The sequence below is a fragment of the Brevundimonas sp. Br13 genome (genome assembly GCF_055391505.1).
This window is the reverse complement of sequence record NZ_AP044008.1, coordinates 1553927-1571033: the sequence shown is the minus strand read 5'-3', so window position 1 is coordinate 1571033 and position 17107 is coordinate 1553927. Positions and strand designations below refer to the sequence as shown.

General features: G+C 66.7%; 15 protein-coding genes. 6 read left to right on the top strand and 9 right to left on the bottom strand.

The features are described 5' to 3' along the window. Positions 1–6: 6 nt before the first annotated feature. The 8 genes from ACZ5M6_RS07655 to flgK form a co-directional block, all read right to left on the bottom strand. Positions 7–651, bottom strand: coding sequence for an ABC-type transport auxiliary lipoprotein family protein (locus ACZ5M6_RS07655; protein ID WP_464160068.1), 645 nt, complete (start codon positions 649–651; stop codon positions 7–9). Next, the gene (locus ACZ5M6_RS07650; RefSeq protein ID WP_054765229.1) at positions 648–1586 is read right to left on the bottom strand and encodes an MlaD family protein; all 939 of its coding nucleotides are present in this window, start codon (positions 1584–1586) and stop codon (positions 648–650) included. Before ACZ5M6_RS07650 ends, ACZ5M6_RS07655 begins: the two co-directional genes overlap by 4 nt. Positions 1587–1598: 12 nt before the next feature. Further along, positions 1599–2384, bottom strand: coding sequence for an ABC transporter ATP-binding protein (locus ACZ5M6_RS07645; protein ID WP_054765228.1), 786 nt, complete (start codon positions 2382–2384; stop codon positions 1599–1601). Continuing rightward, positions 2381–3499 carry an MlaE family ABC transporter permease gene (locus ACZ5M6_RS07640; RefSeq protein WP_464160067.1) on the bottom strand — a complete coding sequence of 373 codons (1119 nt, stop codon included), beginning with the start codon at positions 3497–3499 and terminating at the stop codon, positions 2381–2383. The genes ACZ5M6_RS07645 and ACZ5M6_RS07640 overlap by 4 nt, the downstream gene beginning before the upstream one ends. A gap of 218 nt (positions 3500–3717) precedes the next feature. Further along, entirely contained in the window at positions 3718–5028 is a 1311-nt protein-coding gene (locus ACZ5M6_RS07635; protein WP_464160066.1) for a UdgX family uracil-DNA binding protein, read from the bottom strand. Between the two features lie 281 nt (positions 5029–5309). Further along, positions 5310–6548: a putative DNA modification/repair radical SAM protein gene (locus tag ACZ5M6_RS07630; RefSeq protein ID WP_464160065.1), complete on the bottom strand. Its 1239-nt coding sequence runs from the start codon at positions 6546–6548 to the stop codon at positions 5310–5312. Positions 6549–6614: 66 nt separating this feature from the next. Continuing rightward, a complete protein-coding gene (locus ACZ5M6_RS07625) occupies positions 6615–7580 on the bottom strand; it encodes a flagellin (protein WP_464160064.1) in 966 nt (321 codons plus the stop codon). Further along, positions 7577–9691 (bottom strand): flagellar hook-associated protein FlgK, encoded by a 2115-nt coding sequence (gene flgK / locus ACZ5M6_RS07620; RefSeq protein WP_464160063.1) that lies wholly within the window; start codon positions 9689–9691, stop codon positions 7577–7579. The genes ACZ5M6_RS07625 and flgK overlap by 4 nt, the downstream gene beginning before the upstream one ends. 418 nt (positions 9692–10109) lie before the next feature. On the opposite strand from flgK, the gene ACZ5M6_RS07615 reads away from it, so the two are divergent. The 5 genes from ACZ5M6_RS07615 to ACZ5M6_RS07595 all read left to right on the top strand — a co-directional run bounded on the left by ACZ5M6_RS07615 (position 10110) and on the right by ACZ5M6_RS07595 (position 15441). Further along, positions 10110–12131 carry a flagellar hook-length control protein FliK gene (locus ACZ5M6_RS07615; RefSeq protein WP_464160062.1) on the top strand — a complete coding sequence of 674 codons (2022 nt, stop codon included), beginning with the start codon at positions 10110–10112 and terminating at the stop codon, positions 12129–12131. 3 nt (positions 12132–12134) lie between these two features. Next, positions 12135–12857, top strand: coding sequence for a flagellar hook assembly protein FlgD (locus ACZ5M6_RS07610; RefSeq protein ID WP_054765222.1), 723 nt, complete (start codon positions 12135–12137; stop codon positions 12855–12857). A gap of 46 nt (positions 12858–12903) precedes the next feature. After that, positions 12904–14679 (top strand): flagellar hook protein FlgE, encoded by a 1776-nt coding sequence (gene flgE / locus ACZ5M6_RS07605; RefSeq protein WP_054765221.1) that lies wholly within the window; start codon positions 12904–12906, stop codon positions 14677–14679. Between the two features lie 172 nt (positions 14680–14851). Next, complete coding sequence (gene sciP / locus ACZ5M6_RS07600) at positions 14852–15136, top strand: CtrA inhibitor SciP (protein ID WP_054765220.1); 285 nt, start codon at positions 14852–14854, stop codon at positions 15134–15136. Positions 15137–15312: 176 nt separating this feature from the next. Continuing rightward, on the top strand, positions 15313–15441 hold the full coding sequence (locus ACZ5M6_RS07595) for a hypothetical protein (protein ID WP_287396405.1): 129 nt from the start codon (positions 15313–15315) through the stop codon (positions 15439–15441). 9 nt (positions 15442–15450) lie between these two features. Here the strand turns inward: ACZ5M6_RS07595 and ACZ5M6_RS07590 are convergent, their stop codons facing one another. Next, complete coding sequence (locus tag ACZ5M6_RS07590) at positions 15451–15657, bottom strand: hypothetical protein (RefSeq protein ID WP_231681440.1); 207 nt, start codon at positions 15655–15657, stop codon at positions 15451–15453. Positions 15658–15821: 164 nt separating this feature from the next. On the opposite strand from ACZ5M6_RS07590, the gene mnmA reads away from it, so the two are divergent. Further along, positions 15822–17036 carry a tRNA 2-thiouridine(34) synthase MnmA gene (gene mnmA, locus ACZ5M6_RS07585; protein ID WP_464160061.1) on the top strand — a complete coding sequence of 405 codons (1215 nt, stop codon included), beginning with the start codon at positions 15822–15824 and terminating at the stop codon, positions 17034–17036. Positions 17037–17107: the final 71 nt, after the last annotated feature.

Sequence of the window (17107 nt, the reverse complement as noted above, 5' to 3'; positions counted from 1 at the left end):
CCGGCCTCAGCGCGCCGAGCGGATGGTCCAGTCGGCGATCTGGGTGTTGATGTCGCGCGTCGCCGTATCGAAGGCGGCGACGATGGCCGAGACCCGGTTCTCGCTCGCCGGCTGGGTCACGGTGAAGACCCGTTCGACCGAACGTCCCTCTTCCGGCCGGATGGCGCCCTCGCCCCGGCGCTCAGGCGTCGAGCGAAGCTGGGCCCTGGCCGTGATGACCACGTCCGGGGTCGCCCCCAGCGCGGCGTAGCGCGCCTCGAAGGTCGTCACCGTGACCTGCAACACGAGCGGCGGCGTACCCGGCTCGCGGCGGCCCAGCACCCGGATCTGATCCGCCCGATTGGCGAAGGCGGCCTTCAGACTGTCGTCGAACAGGGTCGCAGCCGGCGACACCCAGCGCGCCCCGCCGATATAGGCGGTCTCGGTGCCCGTCACGCCCAGGATCCGGTCGTCGCTGCTGGCCTCCGGGAACTCAATGCGCCGGATCGACACCGACAGGGGGGCCGGCGTGTCGCCCTCCGCAGATGGAGCATCCATGGGCAGACCGAACCGATACAGTTGCACCGGGTCCGGCGTGGACAGCAGCGAACAGCCGCTCAGAGAGAGCACGACGCCGGCGACGGCGCCCAGTTGGACCAGGGAACGGATCACGGCTGCACCTCCAGCTCTTTCGATTGCGGTTTGCCGATGAAGTCGCGCGGGCTGGCGCGGACGTCGTCGATCAGGGCCTGCAGCGAGCGCGTCGCCTCCTGCAGCTCCTCGATGGTTCCGCTCAGTTGCGGCAGGCTGGAGGTGGCGAAGTCGCCCAGCGGCCGCTCCAGTCCGGTTATCGAGCGATTGGCCGAGGCGATGGCGACCCGCGCCTCCGCCGTGGCCTGGTTGATGTTGGCAATGGCTTCGCGGCCGTCGGTATTGACGACGGCGCGCATGTCGGCGCCCAGCCCCTGGTATTCCAGTATGGTGGCGTTGGCGTTCTTCACCGCCTCCTCCAGCTCGGCGAAGATGGCCTTGCGCGCCTCCAGCTCGGTCGTCAGGGCCTCGACGTTTTTCACACTGGTCGAGAAGCTGCGGATATTGTCGTCGGACATGACCCGGTTGATCCGGTTCAGCGCGTCCACCGTCTGGGCCAGGACCGTGCCGGACCCGCTCAGCAGCTCGGCGATCGGCGACGGCTGGCTTTGCAGCACCGGCACCACATTGTCCGGATACTGGTCCTTCAGCAGGGCGCTGTTGGGCGAGCCGGCGGTGATCTGGATATAGTTCAGGCCGGTGATCCCCTGCGGCTCAAGCTGGGCGCGCGAGGTCACGCGCACCGGGGTGGAGGCGTCAACCCGCACCCGCGCGATCACCTGGTCGCCGCGCTTGGTGTCGATGTTCAGGTCGGTCACCTCGCCCACGCGGATCCCGTTGAAATGCACCTCGCCCCCTTCCGACAGGCCGTTGACCGGCCCGTAGAAGACGATGTCGTACAGGTCATAGTCGCTGTTGAACTGCAGCCGGGCCAGCCAGATGGTGAACACCGCCAGGGCCGCCAGCAGGGCGACGGTGGCGATGCCGACGGCGGCGTAGTGTGCGTCTCTTTCCATACCTGGCTCTCCTCAAGCCGCCTTGACGGCCGCGCGACCGCGCGGCCCCAGGAAGTATTCCTTGATCCACGGATGATCGGAGCCTTCCAGCTCTTTCACCGTGGCCTTTTCGACGACCCGCTTGTCGGCCAGCACCGCCACCTTGTCGCAGATGGCGTACAGGCTATCGAGGTCGTGCGTGATCATGAAGACGGACAGGCCCAGGTCGTCGGACAGCTGACGGATCAGCTCGTCGAAGGCCGCCGCTCCGATCGGGTCCAGCCCGGCCGTGGGCTCGTCCAGAAACACCAGTTCGGGGTCCAGGGCCAGGGCTCGCGCCAGACCGGCCCGCTTCTTCATCCCGCCCGACAGTTCGGCGGGCTTCAGATGATGGTGTTCGGGTTTCAAACCCACCATGGCGATCTTCAGCTCGGCCAGCTCATAGATGACGGCCTTCGGCAGTTTGGTGTGTTCGACCAGGGGCGACGCCACATTCTCCAGCACGCTCAGCGACGAAAACAGCGCGCCCTGCTGGAACAGGATGCCGGTCCTGCGCTCGATGTCGGCCGCCTCATCGCTGGTCAGGGTGGCGCGGTCATAGCCCAGCACCTTGACCGACCCGCCCTCGGGCTCCTTCAGGCCGATGATGGTGTTCAGCAGCACCGTCTTGCCCGCGCCGGACCCGCCGACCACGCCCAGGACCTCGCCGCGTTCCAGATCGAGGTCCAGATTCTCATGGATAGTGCGTTCGCCGAACTGGCTCAGCAGACCGCGCACTTCGATCAGGGTCTCGGTCTTGGCTTGGGGAGCGTCGGTCATATGTCCAGCTCCAGGAAGATCAGGGCGAAGACCGCGTCCAGCAGGATGATGGCGAAGATCGCCTGCACCACGGCCGCCGTCACTCGTCGCCCCAGGCTTTCGACGTCGCCCGCCACCGACATGCCCTGGCGGCAGCCGATGGCCGCGATCACCAGGGCGAAGACCGGCGCCTTCACCAGACCGACCATCATGTGCTGGGCCATGCTGCCGTCCTCGACCAGCCGCTGGAAGAAGAAGGCCGGCCCAAGGTTCAGCGAGCCCCAGCAGACGATCAGGCCGCCGATCAGGCCGCCGATCATGCCCGCGAAGGTCAGCAGCGGCAGCATCAGCACCAGGGCCGCCAGGCGCGGCACCACCAGGGCCTGGAACGGATTGACGCCCATCACCTGCATGGCGTCGACCTCCTGGTTCATCCGCATCGAGCCGATCTCGGCCGCAAAGGCGGAGGACGACCGACCCGCCAGCAGGACCGAGGCGATCACCACGGCGAACTCGCGGAACATGGCCACGCCGATCAGCTGCACCGCAAAGACTTGGGCCCCGAAGTCGGTCAGCAGATCGACCCCGATGAAGGCCACCACCGCGCCGATGAAGAAGTTCGTCACCATCACGATGGGAATGGCGTCCAGCCCGGCCCGCTCGCCCTGGCTGACCCAGGCCGGCCAGCGGATGTCGCCCGGATGTTTGGCCGCCTCGACCACCGCCGCCATCAGCCGCCCCAGGAAGGCCAGGGACAGCATGGCCTCGCCGGCGAAGTCATAGACGCCCCGCCCGATCTTGGCGAAGCTGCGGGTGAAGGCGTTGGGTCTCTGCGGCGGGGGCTGGCTCTTGCGCTCCAGCGCCTCGATCATCGTGTAGATGCGCCCGGCTTCGGGCCGCTCCTTCCACGCCGCCTGGGGCACGCCGCACCGGGACGCCTGCACCAGGGCCAGGGCTCCGGCCGTATCGAAACGGCCCAGGTCGCGGGTGTCCAGGCTCTCGATCTTCCGCCCGTTCAGATCCGTGTCCAGTCGCTGCGGCAGCCGCCCCAGGGCCGTCGTCGTCCAGTCGCCGACAAGGCGCAGCCGCGCCGCGCCGCCGCCCGCATCCGTGATTTCGTAATCGGTCTGGCTCATCGCGCCCCGGCAGTCAGAAAGGCCTTCGAACGCTCCCAAGCCGCGCAAGGAACAGCCGAAATCCCGCCTCGGCTAATGGTGAAGCCTTGGAACTTAGTCAACGTGCGATGACATTGGCGCTGTGCTTTCCCCCTGCACTGTGTCGAACCTGCGCGCCTCATCACCCCTCCGGCCGCCACGCTGGCGGCGTGTTAAAACGCCGCCGACCCGGTTTGGTTCTAGGACCGGCTTATAAGCCCACGCGCGGCGATCAGATCATCGACAAATCCGCGACGCGCCTCCGCCCGCGAATCCGCATTCGGCAGGCGAAGCAGATAAGAGGGGTGAACGGTGACCATCCCGACCGAGCCGTCGTCCAGAGGCAGGGCCCGCCCCCGCTCCTTCGTCACGGCCGGCTTGCGACCCAGAACCGCCAGTCCCGCCGTCGCCCCCAGGGCCAGGACCAGCCTGGGGCGGATCAGGCGACGCTCGGCGTCCAGCCACCAGCGGCAGGCCTGGACCTCGCCCGCGTTCGGGGTCTTGTGCAGCCTTCGCTTCCCGCGCGGCTCATGCTTGAAGTGTTTGACCGCATTGGTGACATAGACATCGGCGCGTTCGATCCCCGCCTCTTCCAGGGCGGCGTCCAGCACCCCGCCGGCGGGGCCGACGAAGGGCTGGCCGGCCAGATCCTCCTGATCCCCCGGCTGTTCGCCCACGATCATCAGCCGCGCGCCCCTGGGGCCCTCGCCGCAGACCCCCTGGGTGGCGTCGCGATACAGGGGACAGCGGCGACAGGCCTCCACCCCGCGCTCGACCTCGCTCAGATCATCGGGAACCGCATCCGCTGTGGGCCGCCCGGCGTGCAGATCCGGCGCGATGGCCCGGGAGAAACGGGCGTTGGGTTCGGGAGCGGGCTTGGCGACCATGACATCGGTGCGAACCGACGACGCCGCCACCAGTTCCGGGATCAGCGCCGCCTCGGGCAGGTTCTTCCAGTATCCCTTGGCCATTTCTCCCTTCATCGCCTTCACCTTCAGCCGGGCGGGATTGAAGGTCGAGGCGTAGTAGGTCTTCCAGAATTCCTCGATCTCGTCCTCGGCCGGGGCCATGTCGCGGGTGGCCGGCGGGCCGAAGGCCAGTTGCTCCCCGTCCCAAAACGCCGAGCCGTCGGGCGTCAGGATCGACCAGCGCATGGTCGGGAACCGGCGCTGGAAGAAGGGGGCGGTCTTCTCCAGCACCCGATGCGGCGGCTCGAACCAGGCGACCCAGGCTTCGCCCCGCGCATCCTCGACCTGCCGGAACCGGACGAAGGCCTTCATCTTGTGCGAGGCCCGGCTGACGGTCTTGGCCCGCTCCATCGCCTCGGCCACGTCCCGGTCGGAGATCATCTTCATCAGATCGGGCTCGTCCCGCAGCCGCCACAGCAGACGGTACAAGAGATCGAACCGGTCGGCGGACCGATGCAGGATGACGTCGCGCGCCAGGTCGACGAAGGCGGCGGGAACCGAGAACTCAGATTCCGCCCGTTCGCGATTCCCCAAATCCGTCATCCTCGGGCTTGTCCCGAGGATCCATACTCCCGGTGTCGCCAGCGTGCCCCCCCTCTTCGTCACGGCGTACGGATTCTCGCCACAAGGGCGAGGATGACGAAGTGTGGGGGGCGAGTGAGAAAAACGAGCTGGCTCGTCGAACAAGCCGCCCTGCCCCGACGCCGCCGCCCCCTCGACCACGAACCGCGCCGCCGCCGGCTCCACTCCCGCCAGCCGCATTTCGCGCGCCGCCGTCCGCCACCCGTCGAAGTCCGTTTCGGACGCCAAGACCGCAGTCCGCATCAGAACAGGCTCAACTGTTGCGGCGCCCGCGTCGATACGCGCGCCTTCAGATCCGCCGCATCGGTCAGCCTGCCCGGAGTCCAGTCCAGCGCGGTGATCCAGGGCCGGACCTTGCCCACCGATCGGGTCAGTCGCCCGACGTCCTCCAGCCTCAGCGTCCGATACCGCCGCACCGACACGATCCGGTCCACCGCCTTCACCCCCAGGCCCGGCACCCGCAGCAGCATCTCGCGCGGCGCCCGGTTCACATCGACGGGAAACTGCTCACGCCGGTTCAACGCCCAGGCCAGTTTCGGATCGACCGCCAGATCCAGCATTCCGCCCGCCGTCCCCTCCCCGATCTCGGGGGCGGAAAAGCCATAGAAGCGCATCAGCCAGTCCGCCTGATACAGCCGGTGCTCGCGCATCAGCGGCGGCTTCGACAGCGGCAGGACCGAGCTGGCGTCGGGGATCGGACTGAAGGCCGAATAATAGACCCGCCTCAAACCATAGCCGCCGTAGAGCGAGGCGCTCCGGTCCAGGATCTCGGTGTCCGGCGCCCCGTCCGCGCCGACGATCAGCTGAGTGCTCTGACCGCCGGGTGCGAACTTCGGCGGCTTGATCTTGTCGCGCTTGCCCGGCTTGGCCGCCTCGACGCCCAGCCGCACCTGTCCCATCGCCTTCTTGATGACCGCGACGTCCTTCTGGGGCGCCAGCCGCGCCAGGGCCTCGTCGCGCGGCAGTTCGATATTGGCCGACAGCCGGTCCGCGTAAAGCCCCGCCATCTCCACCAGCTTCGGGTCGGCCTCGGGGATCAGCTTCAGATGGATATAGCCGCGGAAGTCGTGGACCTCTCTCAAGGTCTTAGCCGCCAGGACCAGCTGTTCCATCGTATAGTCGCTGTTGCGAATGACCCCCGACGACAGGAACAGCCCTTCGATATAGTTCCGGCGATAGAAGTTCAGCGTCAGGTCCACCACCTCGTCCACGCTGAACCGCGCCCGCTCCACATTCGACGAGGCCCGGTTGATGCAATAGGCGCAGTCGTAGATGCAGAAATTGGTCAGCAGTATCTTCAGCAGGCTGACGCAGCGCCCGTCCGGCGTATAGGCGTGGCAGATTCCCATGCCCTCGGTTGACCCTATCCCCCTGCCGCCGACCGAATCCCGCTTCGACGTCCCCGACGACGAGCAGGAGGCGTCGTACTTGGCCGCATCTGCAAGGATCGACAGCTTCTTTCGGAGATCGAGACGCGCCATATGTTCATGATACGTTCCAATCGGCGGCGCCGTCCAGCGTGGCTTTAAATCTATTTTGGGGAAGGCTTAACGGAGCAGGTCAAGCAGGGAGGTGCTGCGCAGCGTGTTGATCACCTGGGCCGACGCCTGTATCGCGACCTGCGCCATCTGCAGATCAGTGACCGCCTGGGCCGGATCATAGCCCGTCTTGTCGTTCATCAGCTTTTCCAAGGCGATCTTCTGCGACTCATGGGCGTCCAGCGCGGTCTTGACCTGGTTCTGAACCAGTCCGTTCTTCGCGGTCTGGTTGGTGACTTCCGTATTGGCGGCGTCCAGAGCCTTCAGCGTCGCCTTCAAAAAGGCCTCTACCTCAGCGGTCGGCTTGCCGGTGATCGAACCCGGCGCGGCGGGGGTGTAGGTCACGCCGTCTATGACGACAGCATTGCCGTTCTGGTAGGATTGGATGGTGCGAAACACGTCCGTCAGACCGCCGCCCAGCTCGCTGGCCACAAAGCCCGTCTCGACCAAGGTGTTCTCGTCGATGCGCGACTTCTGTTTCAGGGTGTCATTGGCGAAGGTCGAGGCCGTGGAGGGAGCGGCGGCCAGATCAGCCATGGTGGAGGCGGTCGCTGGAGCGTCGTCGCTGTTGCCGCCGCCGAACAGATAGCTGCCCTGATGCTGAGCGTTCAGCCCGCCTTGGATGGTCTGATAGTGCAGTTGCAGCTCAGTCATCAGATTGGTGACGCCGCCGGCCGCCAGGGAGTTGGCGATGGCTTCGCGCGCGCCGGTGCCGCCTTCGTAGATCCGCCCCATGGCCAGGTCCTGCGCGTCCAACCGCGCCGCCGCGCTCTGGCCTGCGCCGATGAAGCCCTCCAGCCGCTCCTGCGTCGCCGTCAGGGTCGTCAACTGCTCGGCCCCGCGGCCGTAGCCCGCCATGTCGGTGGCGATCTTTTCGCTGGCGATCCGCTCCTGGGCCTGCTGCGCCCGGCTCTGGGCGCTCATCAGGTTCAGCAGGGCTGATTGATAGCCCGCATGCGTGGCGACACGTGTCATCTCAGGATCCCGATCAAGGTGTCGTACATGTCCTTGCTCGCCTGGATCAGGCGGGCGGAGGCGTTATAGGCCTGCTGGAAGGTGGTCATATTGACCAGTTCCTCATCCATGTTCACGGCCTCGGCCGAGGATCTTCGGCTTTCGGCCTCCTTCGCCAGGGCCTCGGCCGTCTCGCTGCGGGTCTTGGCCGCGGCCCCCTTGGCGCCGATGTCGCCGGCGAAATCGGCCGCATAGGCCGACACCGTCTTGGTCGCTGCGCCCAGACCGCCGGCGGCGGCGAAGTTGACGTTCTTCTTGCCCGCATCCGACAGCGCCAGTCCGCCGCGCCCGTCGTTCTTGCTCAGGGCCGGCGTTCCGGCCGCCGCCGAAAGGTTGAACTGGGCCAAGGCCAGCTTGCCCGGATCCTGCTGGATGTCGCTGCGCACCGAATAGGCGCCGGCGCGGGTCGCCCCGGTCCCGCCCAGGCCGAACAGCTGCGACATCGACAGGCCCGACGGCGCCTGGGTGGTGGCGTCCTTGACGATGCTCATCGTCGTGCCGCCGTCATTGGCCTTGAAGCTGAGCGCGCCGGCGGCGTCCAGGCTGAAGGCGCCGTAGCGTCCCATGCCGGTGACCGGATCGTTCAGGGCGGTCAGCAGTTCGCCCATCGTGCCTGTGCCGGCGGGTACGGCGACCGTGACGTCGCGCAGCCGCGAGCCAGTCTCGCTGCCGATGCGGAAGGTCAGGCTCTCGCCGGGGTCGAAGCCGTGTTGCGAGGCCAGGGTCAGACCCGTCTCATAGAAGGTGGGCGTGGTCGTGCTGACCAGATCGTTCAGGCCGAACCAGTGGGAAAAGCCGCGCCCGCCCTTGGCGCTCGGCGTCGTCGCGTCGTCGGCGACGGCCACGCCGTTCCCGCCCTGCCCTTCCAGCCTCAGACGGCCGTCCGAGAAGGTGGCGGTGGCCGTTCCGCCCAGCTGGGCGTTCAAGGTCGCCAGGAAGGTGGATGGATTAGCCGCAACCCCGTTGATGGTCATGGTGGCGCCGGAGAAGACGATCGTCGCCGACCCCTGCACCACCCCGGCGCTGTTCACGGCGGAGATGGTGGTGCTGCCGGTGAAACCGGTCAATGCATTCTCAAGCGACTGTCCGGTGTTGCGCCCGTTCAGACTGGCCGGCGCCGGCACGCTGCTGTGGGCGTTGTGCGCGCGGTTCATCTCATCGGCCAGCTTCGCCGTCAGCTCGCCCAGCCGCGCCGCGGCCTTGGGCGCATCGGTGTCGCGCAGATCGATCAGTCCGCGAATCTCACCCGACGACACCCCGTCCAGCAGCGGCCAGCGCGTGCCGTTGGGCTCGGTGATCATGATGTCGGCGAAGGCGGTCGTGGCGTCGACCGTGCCCGCCGCTTGATAGGATAGGGTGGCGTGACCATCGCCGACCAGGGTCATGCCCGTGCCCGTCCGCACCGTCACGCCGCCGTTCGGCCGCTGCTCGATCTTGACGTCCATATATTTGGACAGCTCGTTGATCAGCGTCTGTTGCGCGTTCTGAGCGCCGGTGACGTCCTGATTGATGATCGACCCGGCCGAGATCGTCTTGTTCAGCGTATCGATCTGTTCCAGTAGCGGATTCACCGTCTCGATCGCGCTTTGCAGCCGCCCGTCCGCCTCCTGCCGCGCCGACTGGATCTGGGCGGCGATGCCGGCGGCCTCATTGAACAGAGCTTGGGTCTTATAGACGGTGTCCTGACGCGCCGCCGAGGACGTGGCGCTTTCCGCCAGGGTGGCGTAGCTGGCGAACAGTTTGTCGATGTCGGCGAAGAAGCCGCCGTTGCCGCTGGGGTCGCCGAACTGGGTCTGGATCTGATCGTAAAGCTCGTAGCGAACGGTCTCGCGCGCCGCATCCGACTTGGCGGCCATGCCTGCGGCCTGAAGGAAGCGATCCGTCGCCAGCCGAACGCGCGCGGCGTCGACGCCAGCGCCGCGCCCCTGGGTTACCGCCGAAGTCTGATCGACGACTTTCCGCACATAGCCGGCGGTGTTGACGTTGGCGATGTTGTCCGACGTGACCCGCAGCTGGGCCTGAGCCGTCTGCAGGCCCGACGTCGCAATATTCATGATGGACGTCAGCGACATGGACGCATCCTCTTCGCCTCGGGCGACCCGGCGCCCGGCAGCCCCTGCCCCGTCGCGCGCAAATCTTGCCTGGCGACGCATTGTCGACGCCCAGGGAGAGCGTTGTTTTTAAACGACATAGCTGACAACACAGGCTTCATGGTGAAGATGCGGCGCAAGGGTCAGGCCAGACTGCGGCTGTGTCGGCGGCGTCGGCTGGCGCGCCGTAAGCTTGCAGCGCCCTTCCGGCGATCGGCGCCGGGCAAAAAGGGGCGAAAGCACGGCAAGAAAGGCCCAGGCGGATGAGCGACACGAGGAGGGCGAGCGAGATTTTCCCTTACAAAACAAGGAATGAGGAACTGGCCTGAGGCTTGCGACGGGCTAACGGAATCACCAGGCGCAGCAGGCGCCGCCCCATCTGAAAGCCGCCTGCGCCCTCATGCCGTCTGCATCCGCCCTGTTCGCCGCCCCGCTTCCGGTTTCGACCGGAGCGCCAGAGGCTGCGTCCGGCGCTGTGACCGACGAAACCGCTGGGCTGTTCTCTTCGAAATTGGGGGACGTGCTTCAGGCCGTGGGCAAGACCGAGGCGACGCCCGTCGAACCGGCCCACCGTGCGGCGACGCTTCTGTCCTTGGTGGTCGTCATGGCGGAAGAACAGGACGCGGCGCAGACCGCTGACCCTGTCGTCGAGACGGCGACCGCTCAGCCCGGCCCCGTGGTCGCCGAGGCATCAGGCGGTACGCCCGCGGCCGTCTTGCCTGAAGCCTCCGTCGAGCCCGCGTCCGACACGGAAGCGGCGCTCGCGGCTCCGCCGATTGCGCCGGTTGCGCCGGCGCCGATTGCCCCGCCGCCTGTGGTCCTTCAGCCCGGCGACACGGCCGAGATCAGCGTCGATCAAGCGACCGTCTCAGCCGAACCGGCGGCGTCCTTGGTCTCTTTCCCGTCGATCTCAAACAAAGAAGAGGCGGCTGCAACTGGCGACGTAAGCGGCGAGACCGCCGGCACGGCAGCCGGGCCAGAGGACGCGTCCACGCCAATGACGACCGCCCCGCAGTCGGCGACCCAGGCCGCGCCCGCTGCGCCGGTCCAATCGACGATCGCTCACATCGCATTGAAGGCCGAGCCTGAAACAGCGCCGACTGCCGCGATGGAAACCGTCTCCGTCACGAAGACGCCTTCGTCCGATAAGCCCGAGACGTCGTCAGACGTCGCCGCGGCCCTGAAGGCGGCCGCCTCTATCGAACATGGCGCGACGATGAAGCCGACGCCGGACCTCGCCTCCAGCTCTTCCTCGCCCCCGCCCCTCGAGGCCAAGGTCGCAGAACAGCCTACGGTTACGGGGGCCAAGGTCGCTCAAGAGGCCAAGCCTCAATCGCCCGCGACGCCCCCCGTCCAGAGCCTCGCTCCAGACCTTGGGGCGAAACCCGACATCGACCCGACCCGACTGGACGTCAAGGTCACGGTTCGCCCGGCGATCACGCCTGCGCCTGCAGTAGCGCCGGCGTCGCCCGCGGCTCCGATCGTCGCGTCCGTCCTGACGGCGGCCGATGCCCTGGAGGCGATCGCAGCGATCGAAACGGCGGCCGTCCCCGCCGAAGAGCAGACGGCGCAGACGTCCGTGAACGCCGCGACGCCTGCGACCGCCGAGGCGGCGTCCCGAGACAGCCTCGCCAAGGCCGGCTCCACGTCACCGCAGCCGACGCCGCAACCGGCGCCTCAGCGTCGTCCGGCGGCAGAGTCGTCTCCCACGCCGGCCTCGGCCGAGGCGCTCCCGGCCGGCTCGTTGTCTAACGCCGACACGGCTGCGGCCTCAGCCCTGGCCGCGCCGGCGGCGCCATCCTCGCCTTCGTCCTCGGCTCAGACCGCGGCTCCCGCCGCTGCGGCGTCGGCCGAGGCCGCCGTTCCGTCGGCTCCTCCCGCCCCCTCCGATGCGGCGACGCCGATCGAAGGACACAAGACGGCCCACGCTGCGGAGACCCTCGCAGGATCGGGTCCGGCGCCGTCCGCCTCCGCCCTCTCGCACGCCACCATCGAAACCACGGCCCATCTGGCCGCCCAGATGGCGCGCAAGCTGGAAGGCCGCTCGACGCGGTTCGACATGGTTCTGACGCCCGAGGATCTGGGGCGGGTCGACGTCAGCCTCGAGATCGGCTCCGACGGCCAACTTGCGGCTCGACTGGCGTTCGACAATCCCGCCGCCGCCGCCGAACTGCGCGGCCGGGCCGATGAACTGCGTCGCCAGCTTCAGGACGCCGGTTTCCAACTGTCGAACGACTCCCTCGACTTTACTCAGCGCGATTCCTCGTCCGGCGGCGGCTTTGAGCGTCAGCACCAGCAACGCCAGGCCCTATTCACCGGCGCCGCCCGGCTGACCGCCGAGACCGATCTCCCCGTCTCGCCGCCTCCGGGCGCCTGGACCAACCATTCCCAGACGCGCGACCGCGTCGATGTGAGGGTCTGACACATGGCCACCGCGATTTCTTCCGTCGACGCCCAAGGCCGCCTGAACAGCGGCAAGGCGATGATGGCCTCGAACTTCGAGACCTTTCTGACCCTGCTGACCACCCAGATGAAGAACCAGGACCCGCTGTCGCCGCTGGATTCCAATGAGTTCACGGCCCAGCTGACCCAGATGGCGGGCGTCGAGCAGCAACTGCTGACCAACGACCTGCTGAAAAGCCTGGTCGCCGCCCAGACGGGGGGCGGCCTGGACAACGCCGCCAACTATATTGGCAAACAGGTGACCGCCGCCTGGACCGCCACCACCCTGGACGAAGGCAAGGCGACTTGGAGCTACGAACTGGCCTCCAACGCCGAGAGCGCGAAGCTGCAGGTCGTCGACAGCGCCGGCAAGGTCGTCTGGGAAGGCGACGCCCCGAACAAGACGACGGGCCTGCACGACTTCGTCTGGGACGGCAAGACGACCCAGGGCGATCAGCTGGACGACGGCGGCGTCTACACCCTGAAGGTCAGCGCCACCAACGAGGCGGGCGCCGCCGTCGAAAGCCAGGCCCTGATCCGCGGTCGCGTCACCGGCGTCGAGATGTACGACGGCGCCCCCTATCTGGTGATCGGCGATTCCATCCTTCCGCTTTCGACCGTGATTTCGCTGAACGAGATCACGGATCGCGCAGACAATGACGATACGGAGAAGCCGGACGTCCCGACCGAGGAGGCGGCCGCATGATGCGCTCCGCCGCCTTCCCGATGACTTCCATTCAAGGAGCGTATTCATGAGCTTGAACAGCGCAATGCTGGCCGGCGTGTCCGGCCTGGCCGCCAACTCCGCCGCCCTGGCGGCGATTTCCCAGAACATCGCCAACGTCAACACCGTCGGCTACAAGCGCTCGCAGGGCGAGTTCCAGACCCTGGTCAACAGCCAGACCCGGACCGGCGGCTCCTATTCCGCCGGCGGCGTGATGTCGGCGACCCGTTCCTTCGTGAGCCAGGAAGGCCAGCTTCAGCGGACGACCGAGAACACCGACCTGGCCGTCAGCGGCCAGGGCTTCTTCGTCACCACCACCCAGGCCGAGAACGTCGGCGCCACCGACACCCGCCTGTTCACCCGCGCCGGCGCCTTCCGGGTCGACAATCTGGGCTATCTGAAGAACAGCGCCGGCCTCTATCTGCAGGGTTGGCCGGTGGATTCGAACGGCGACATCTCGACCGATCCGTCCGACCTGTCGCGCCTGCGCTCGATCAACATCGGCCAGGTCGGCGGCACCGCCGAACCGACGACCCGGGTTCAGATCAACGCCAATCTGCGTTCGACCCAGACGGTTTCCTCCGCCGCCGCCGCCAATCGCTATAACGGCGTCGATGACGCCGCCACCCCGCCGGTCGAACATGATGTGGACGTCTCCTACGTCCGCACCGGCGCCAACACCTATCAGGTGACGATCAAGACGGGCATCACCAAGATCACCGGCACCGCGACCTACGCCGCCGGCGCCCTGACGGGCTTCACCCCCACTGCGGGAAGCAACGGTTCAGCCACCGCAACCGCGACGGCCCTCACCATCACCCCGACCAGCGGCACGCCGCCTGTCGCGGGCACGCCCTTCGCGATCAACTTCGCCGATATCGGCATGTCGACGGACGGCGTGGCCAAGACCAAGTACGACCCCTCGGCCAACTCCATGGCCATGTACAACGCCGAGGACGACAATCCGGTGGGCGTCAAGCCGGACTTCAAGATGAACATCCCGGTGTCGGACTCGAAAGGCGGCCAGCGCAACCTGGAAATCCGCTTCCTGAAGAGCGCCGAACCGAACCAATGGTATGCGGAAGTGGTGGCCGTGCCGGCCAGCGACGTCGTCACCGGCGCGCCCTACTCCCACGGTCAGATCAAGACCGGCCTTATCGCCTTCACCCCCTCAGGCCGCCTGGATATCGAGACCATGCAGGCTTGGCCCGCAGGCAAGGGGCTGTTCGACGATCCGGAACAGGCGAGCCTGAACTTCCTGGAATCCGATCCGAACAATACGATCGACCCCGCTGATCCGAGCGACAACGGCAAGGTCAAATGGGCCGACGGCCTGGGCATCGCGGCCCAGACCGTGACCCTGGACCTGAACACCTCCGCGGGCGGCCTAAGCCAGCTGAACACCGCCTCGGTGGTCCAATCGACGGTCACCAACGGCACGGCCTTCGGCAATCTGAGCGAGATCACCATCGACGAGGGCGGCTTCGTCACCGCCATCTTCGACAACGGCGTGATGCGTCGGATCGCCCAGGTCGCCATCGCCACCTTCCCCAGCCCCGACAGCCTTAAGGAGGTGTCCGGCAACGCCTATGCGGTCAGCCTTGAGAGCGGCACCTACAATCTGAAGGCCGCAGGCACCGGCGGCGCGGGCAAGGTCGCCGCCCAGCAGCTGGAGTCTTCCACGGTCGATCTGTCGGCGGAATTCACCGGCCTGATCACGACCCAGCGCGCCTATTCCGCCTCGTCCAAGATCATCACCACGGCGGACGAAATGCTCGCTGAACTGATCAACATCAAACGCTGATCGGCCAGTAAGTAACCGTTAGTTCTAATGAATCGTCGCTCAAGCAAGGTTTACAGAGTCCCTCTGGCGAGGTCGGATTTTATCCGTTCCTTCACCACGACGCTTAAACCGACCTTAGAGGGGCAGGCCTACAGTCATCTCACTACGGTGATGGTGAAAGAGGCATAAGCCCATGTTGCAAGAGCGACGCCTGAATAGCAAAGGCGAACAATACGTGGTCGGACCGACTGGCACGCCCCTGACCCTGAACGATCTGCCCCCGGCCAACACGGACCGGTGGGTGATCCGCCGCAAGGCCGAGGTCGTCGCCGCCGTGCGCGGCGGCCTGCTCAGCCTTGACGACGCCCTGGCGAAGTACCGCCTGACGGCGGAAGAATTCCTCGCCTGGCAGAAGGCCATAGACAAATGGGGCATGCAGGGTCTGCGCACGACGCGGATTCAGAGCTACCGTTCCTAAGGCTTCTCCCCGAAGACGAAGAGGGCCGCATCCGGCGACGGGTGCGGCCCTTGTCGTTGGAAGCGCCTGTGTTAAATTCCAGGCATGACGACCTTCGCCGTACATCTCAGCGAACAGCTTGAGGCCTTCGTTGATGAAAAAGGTTGGTTCAGGCGCGTTTAGCGACCGAGTCGGATATGTTGCAGCAAGAGACGCAGCTGACCGCGCTCAAGTCCAAAATCCAAGAAGGTTTGGACGAGTTGGACGCGGGCCTCGGTATAGAGGTTGAGAATATCGAGGCCTGGCTCGACAGCCTCGGCCGCTGACCCTTGCCTCTACGCCTCGTCGTGGCGCCTCGGGCGCAAAGCCAGATCGAGGCGATCCTTCGAACCAGCGCCGTTGATTTCGGCGAAGCCGCCGGCGCTCGCTACAGACTGCTGTTGACCACCGCTTTTCGCCTGCTGGCCCAACACCCAAACCATGCTGCGTCCAAATCGCTCTCGTTGGACCATGAGACGGTGAGACTGTTTAATCTTCGCCATGCGCGTCACCTGGCGCGCCAAGCGAGCGGGTCAGTTCGCCCAGACATGTCATCGCCTATCGTCACGACGATCTTCGCATCGAGAGCGCTCAGGTGTTGCACGATCGCATGGTTATTCCTGCACGCTTGCGCTGAAGCCTCGAAATCGCGCCGGTTCCGCACTAAATGGCGGCCATGACCCTGGTCGAAGATCTCTGCCCCGTTCCCGACATCCTCCGCACCGACATGGATGCGGCGGTCGAGAGCGCTCGGGCGGCGGTCGGCCTGCCGGTCGGAGCGCGCGTCGTCGCCGCCATGTCCGGCGGGGTCGATTCCACCGTCGTCGCCGCACTGCTGCACAAGGCGGGCTATGACGTCGTCGGCGTGACCCTTCAACTCTACGACCACGGCGCGGCCCTGAAGAAGAAGGGCGCCTGCTGCGCGGGTCAGGACATCCACGACGCCCGTTTAGCCGCCGAGACCATAGGCATCCCCCACTATGTCCTGGACTATGAAAGCCGGTTCAAGGACGCGGTGATCGACCAGTTCGCCGACTCCTATCTGAAGGGCCAGACCCCGGTTCCCTGCATTCGCTGCAATCAGACGGTCAAGTTCCGCGACCTGCTGGACGTCGCCCGCGACCTGGGCGCCGAGGCCATGGCCACGGGCCACTACGTCCGCCGCGCCGCCGTCGGCAATCGCTCGCAGATGAGGAAGGCGATCGACCATTCGCGTGACCAGTCCTACTTTCTGTTCGCCACCACCCAGGACCAGCTCGACTATCTGCGCTTTCCGCTGGCCGATCTGGAGAAGCCTCAGGTGCGCGGCGTCGCCGCCGAACTGGGGCTGAAGATCGCGGCCAAGCCGGACAGCCAGGACATCTGTTTCGTGCCCTCCGGCGACTACCGCACCCTGATCGACCGCCTGCGCCCGCAAGGGCGCGAGGCCGGCGAGATCGTGCACATGGACGGTCGGGTGCTGGGACGCCATGCCGGCATCACCGACTACACCATCGGCCAGCGCCGGGGCCTGAACGTCGCGGTGGGCGAGCCCCTGTTCGTCGTCAGGCTGGAGCCCGAAACCCGCCGCGTCGTCGTCGGCCCGCGCGAAGCCCTGCTGACCGCGTCTCTGACGCTGGAAGAGACCAACTGGCTGGGCGACGAGGCCACGATCCAGGAGGCCGCTGCGTCCGGCCTCCCCGTCCTCGCCCGTGTCCGCTCGACCCGCCAGTCCTCCCCCGCCCGTCTGGCCCTGATCGACGGCGACGTCTGCGTGGTCTTCGACGAAGGCGAGGAAGGCGTCGCCCCCGGCCAGGCCTGCGCCCTGTACGATTCGACCGACCCCGACCGCGTCCTGGGCGGCGGCTTCATCCGCGACACGACCGCCGTAGCGACAGCCTAGACAATTGTGGAGATCGGGTGGATTTTGAGTTGATTTTCGTCGAATATTGATTGAGACCCCATTCAACAATA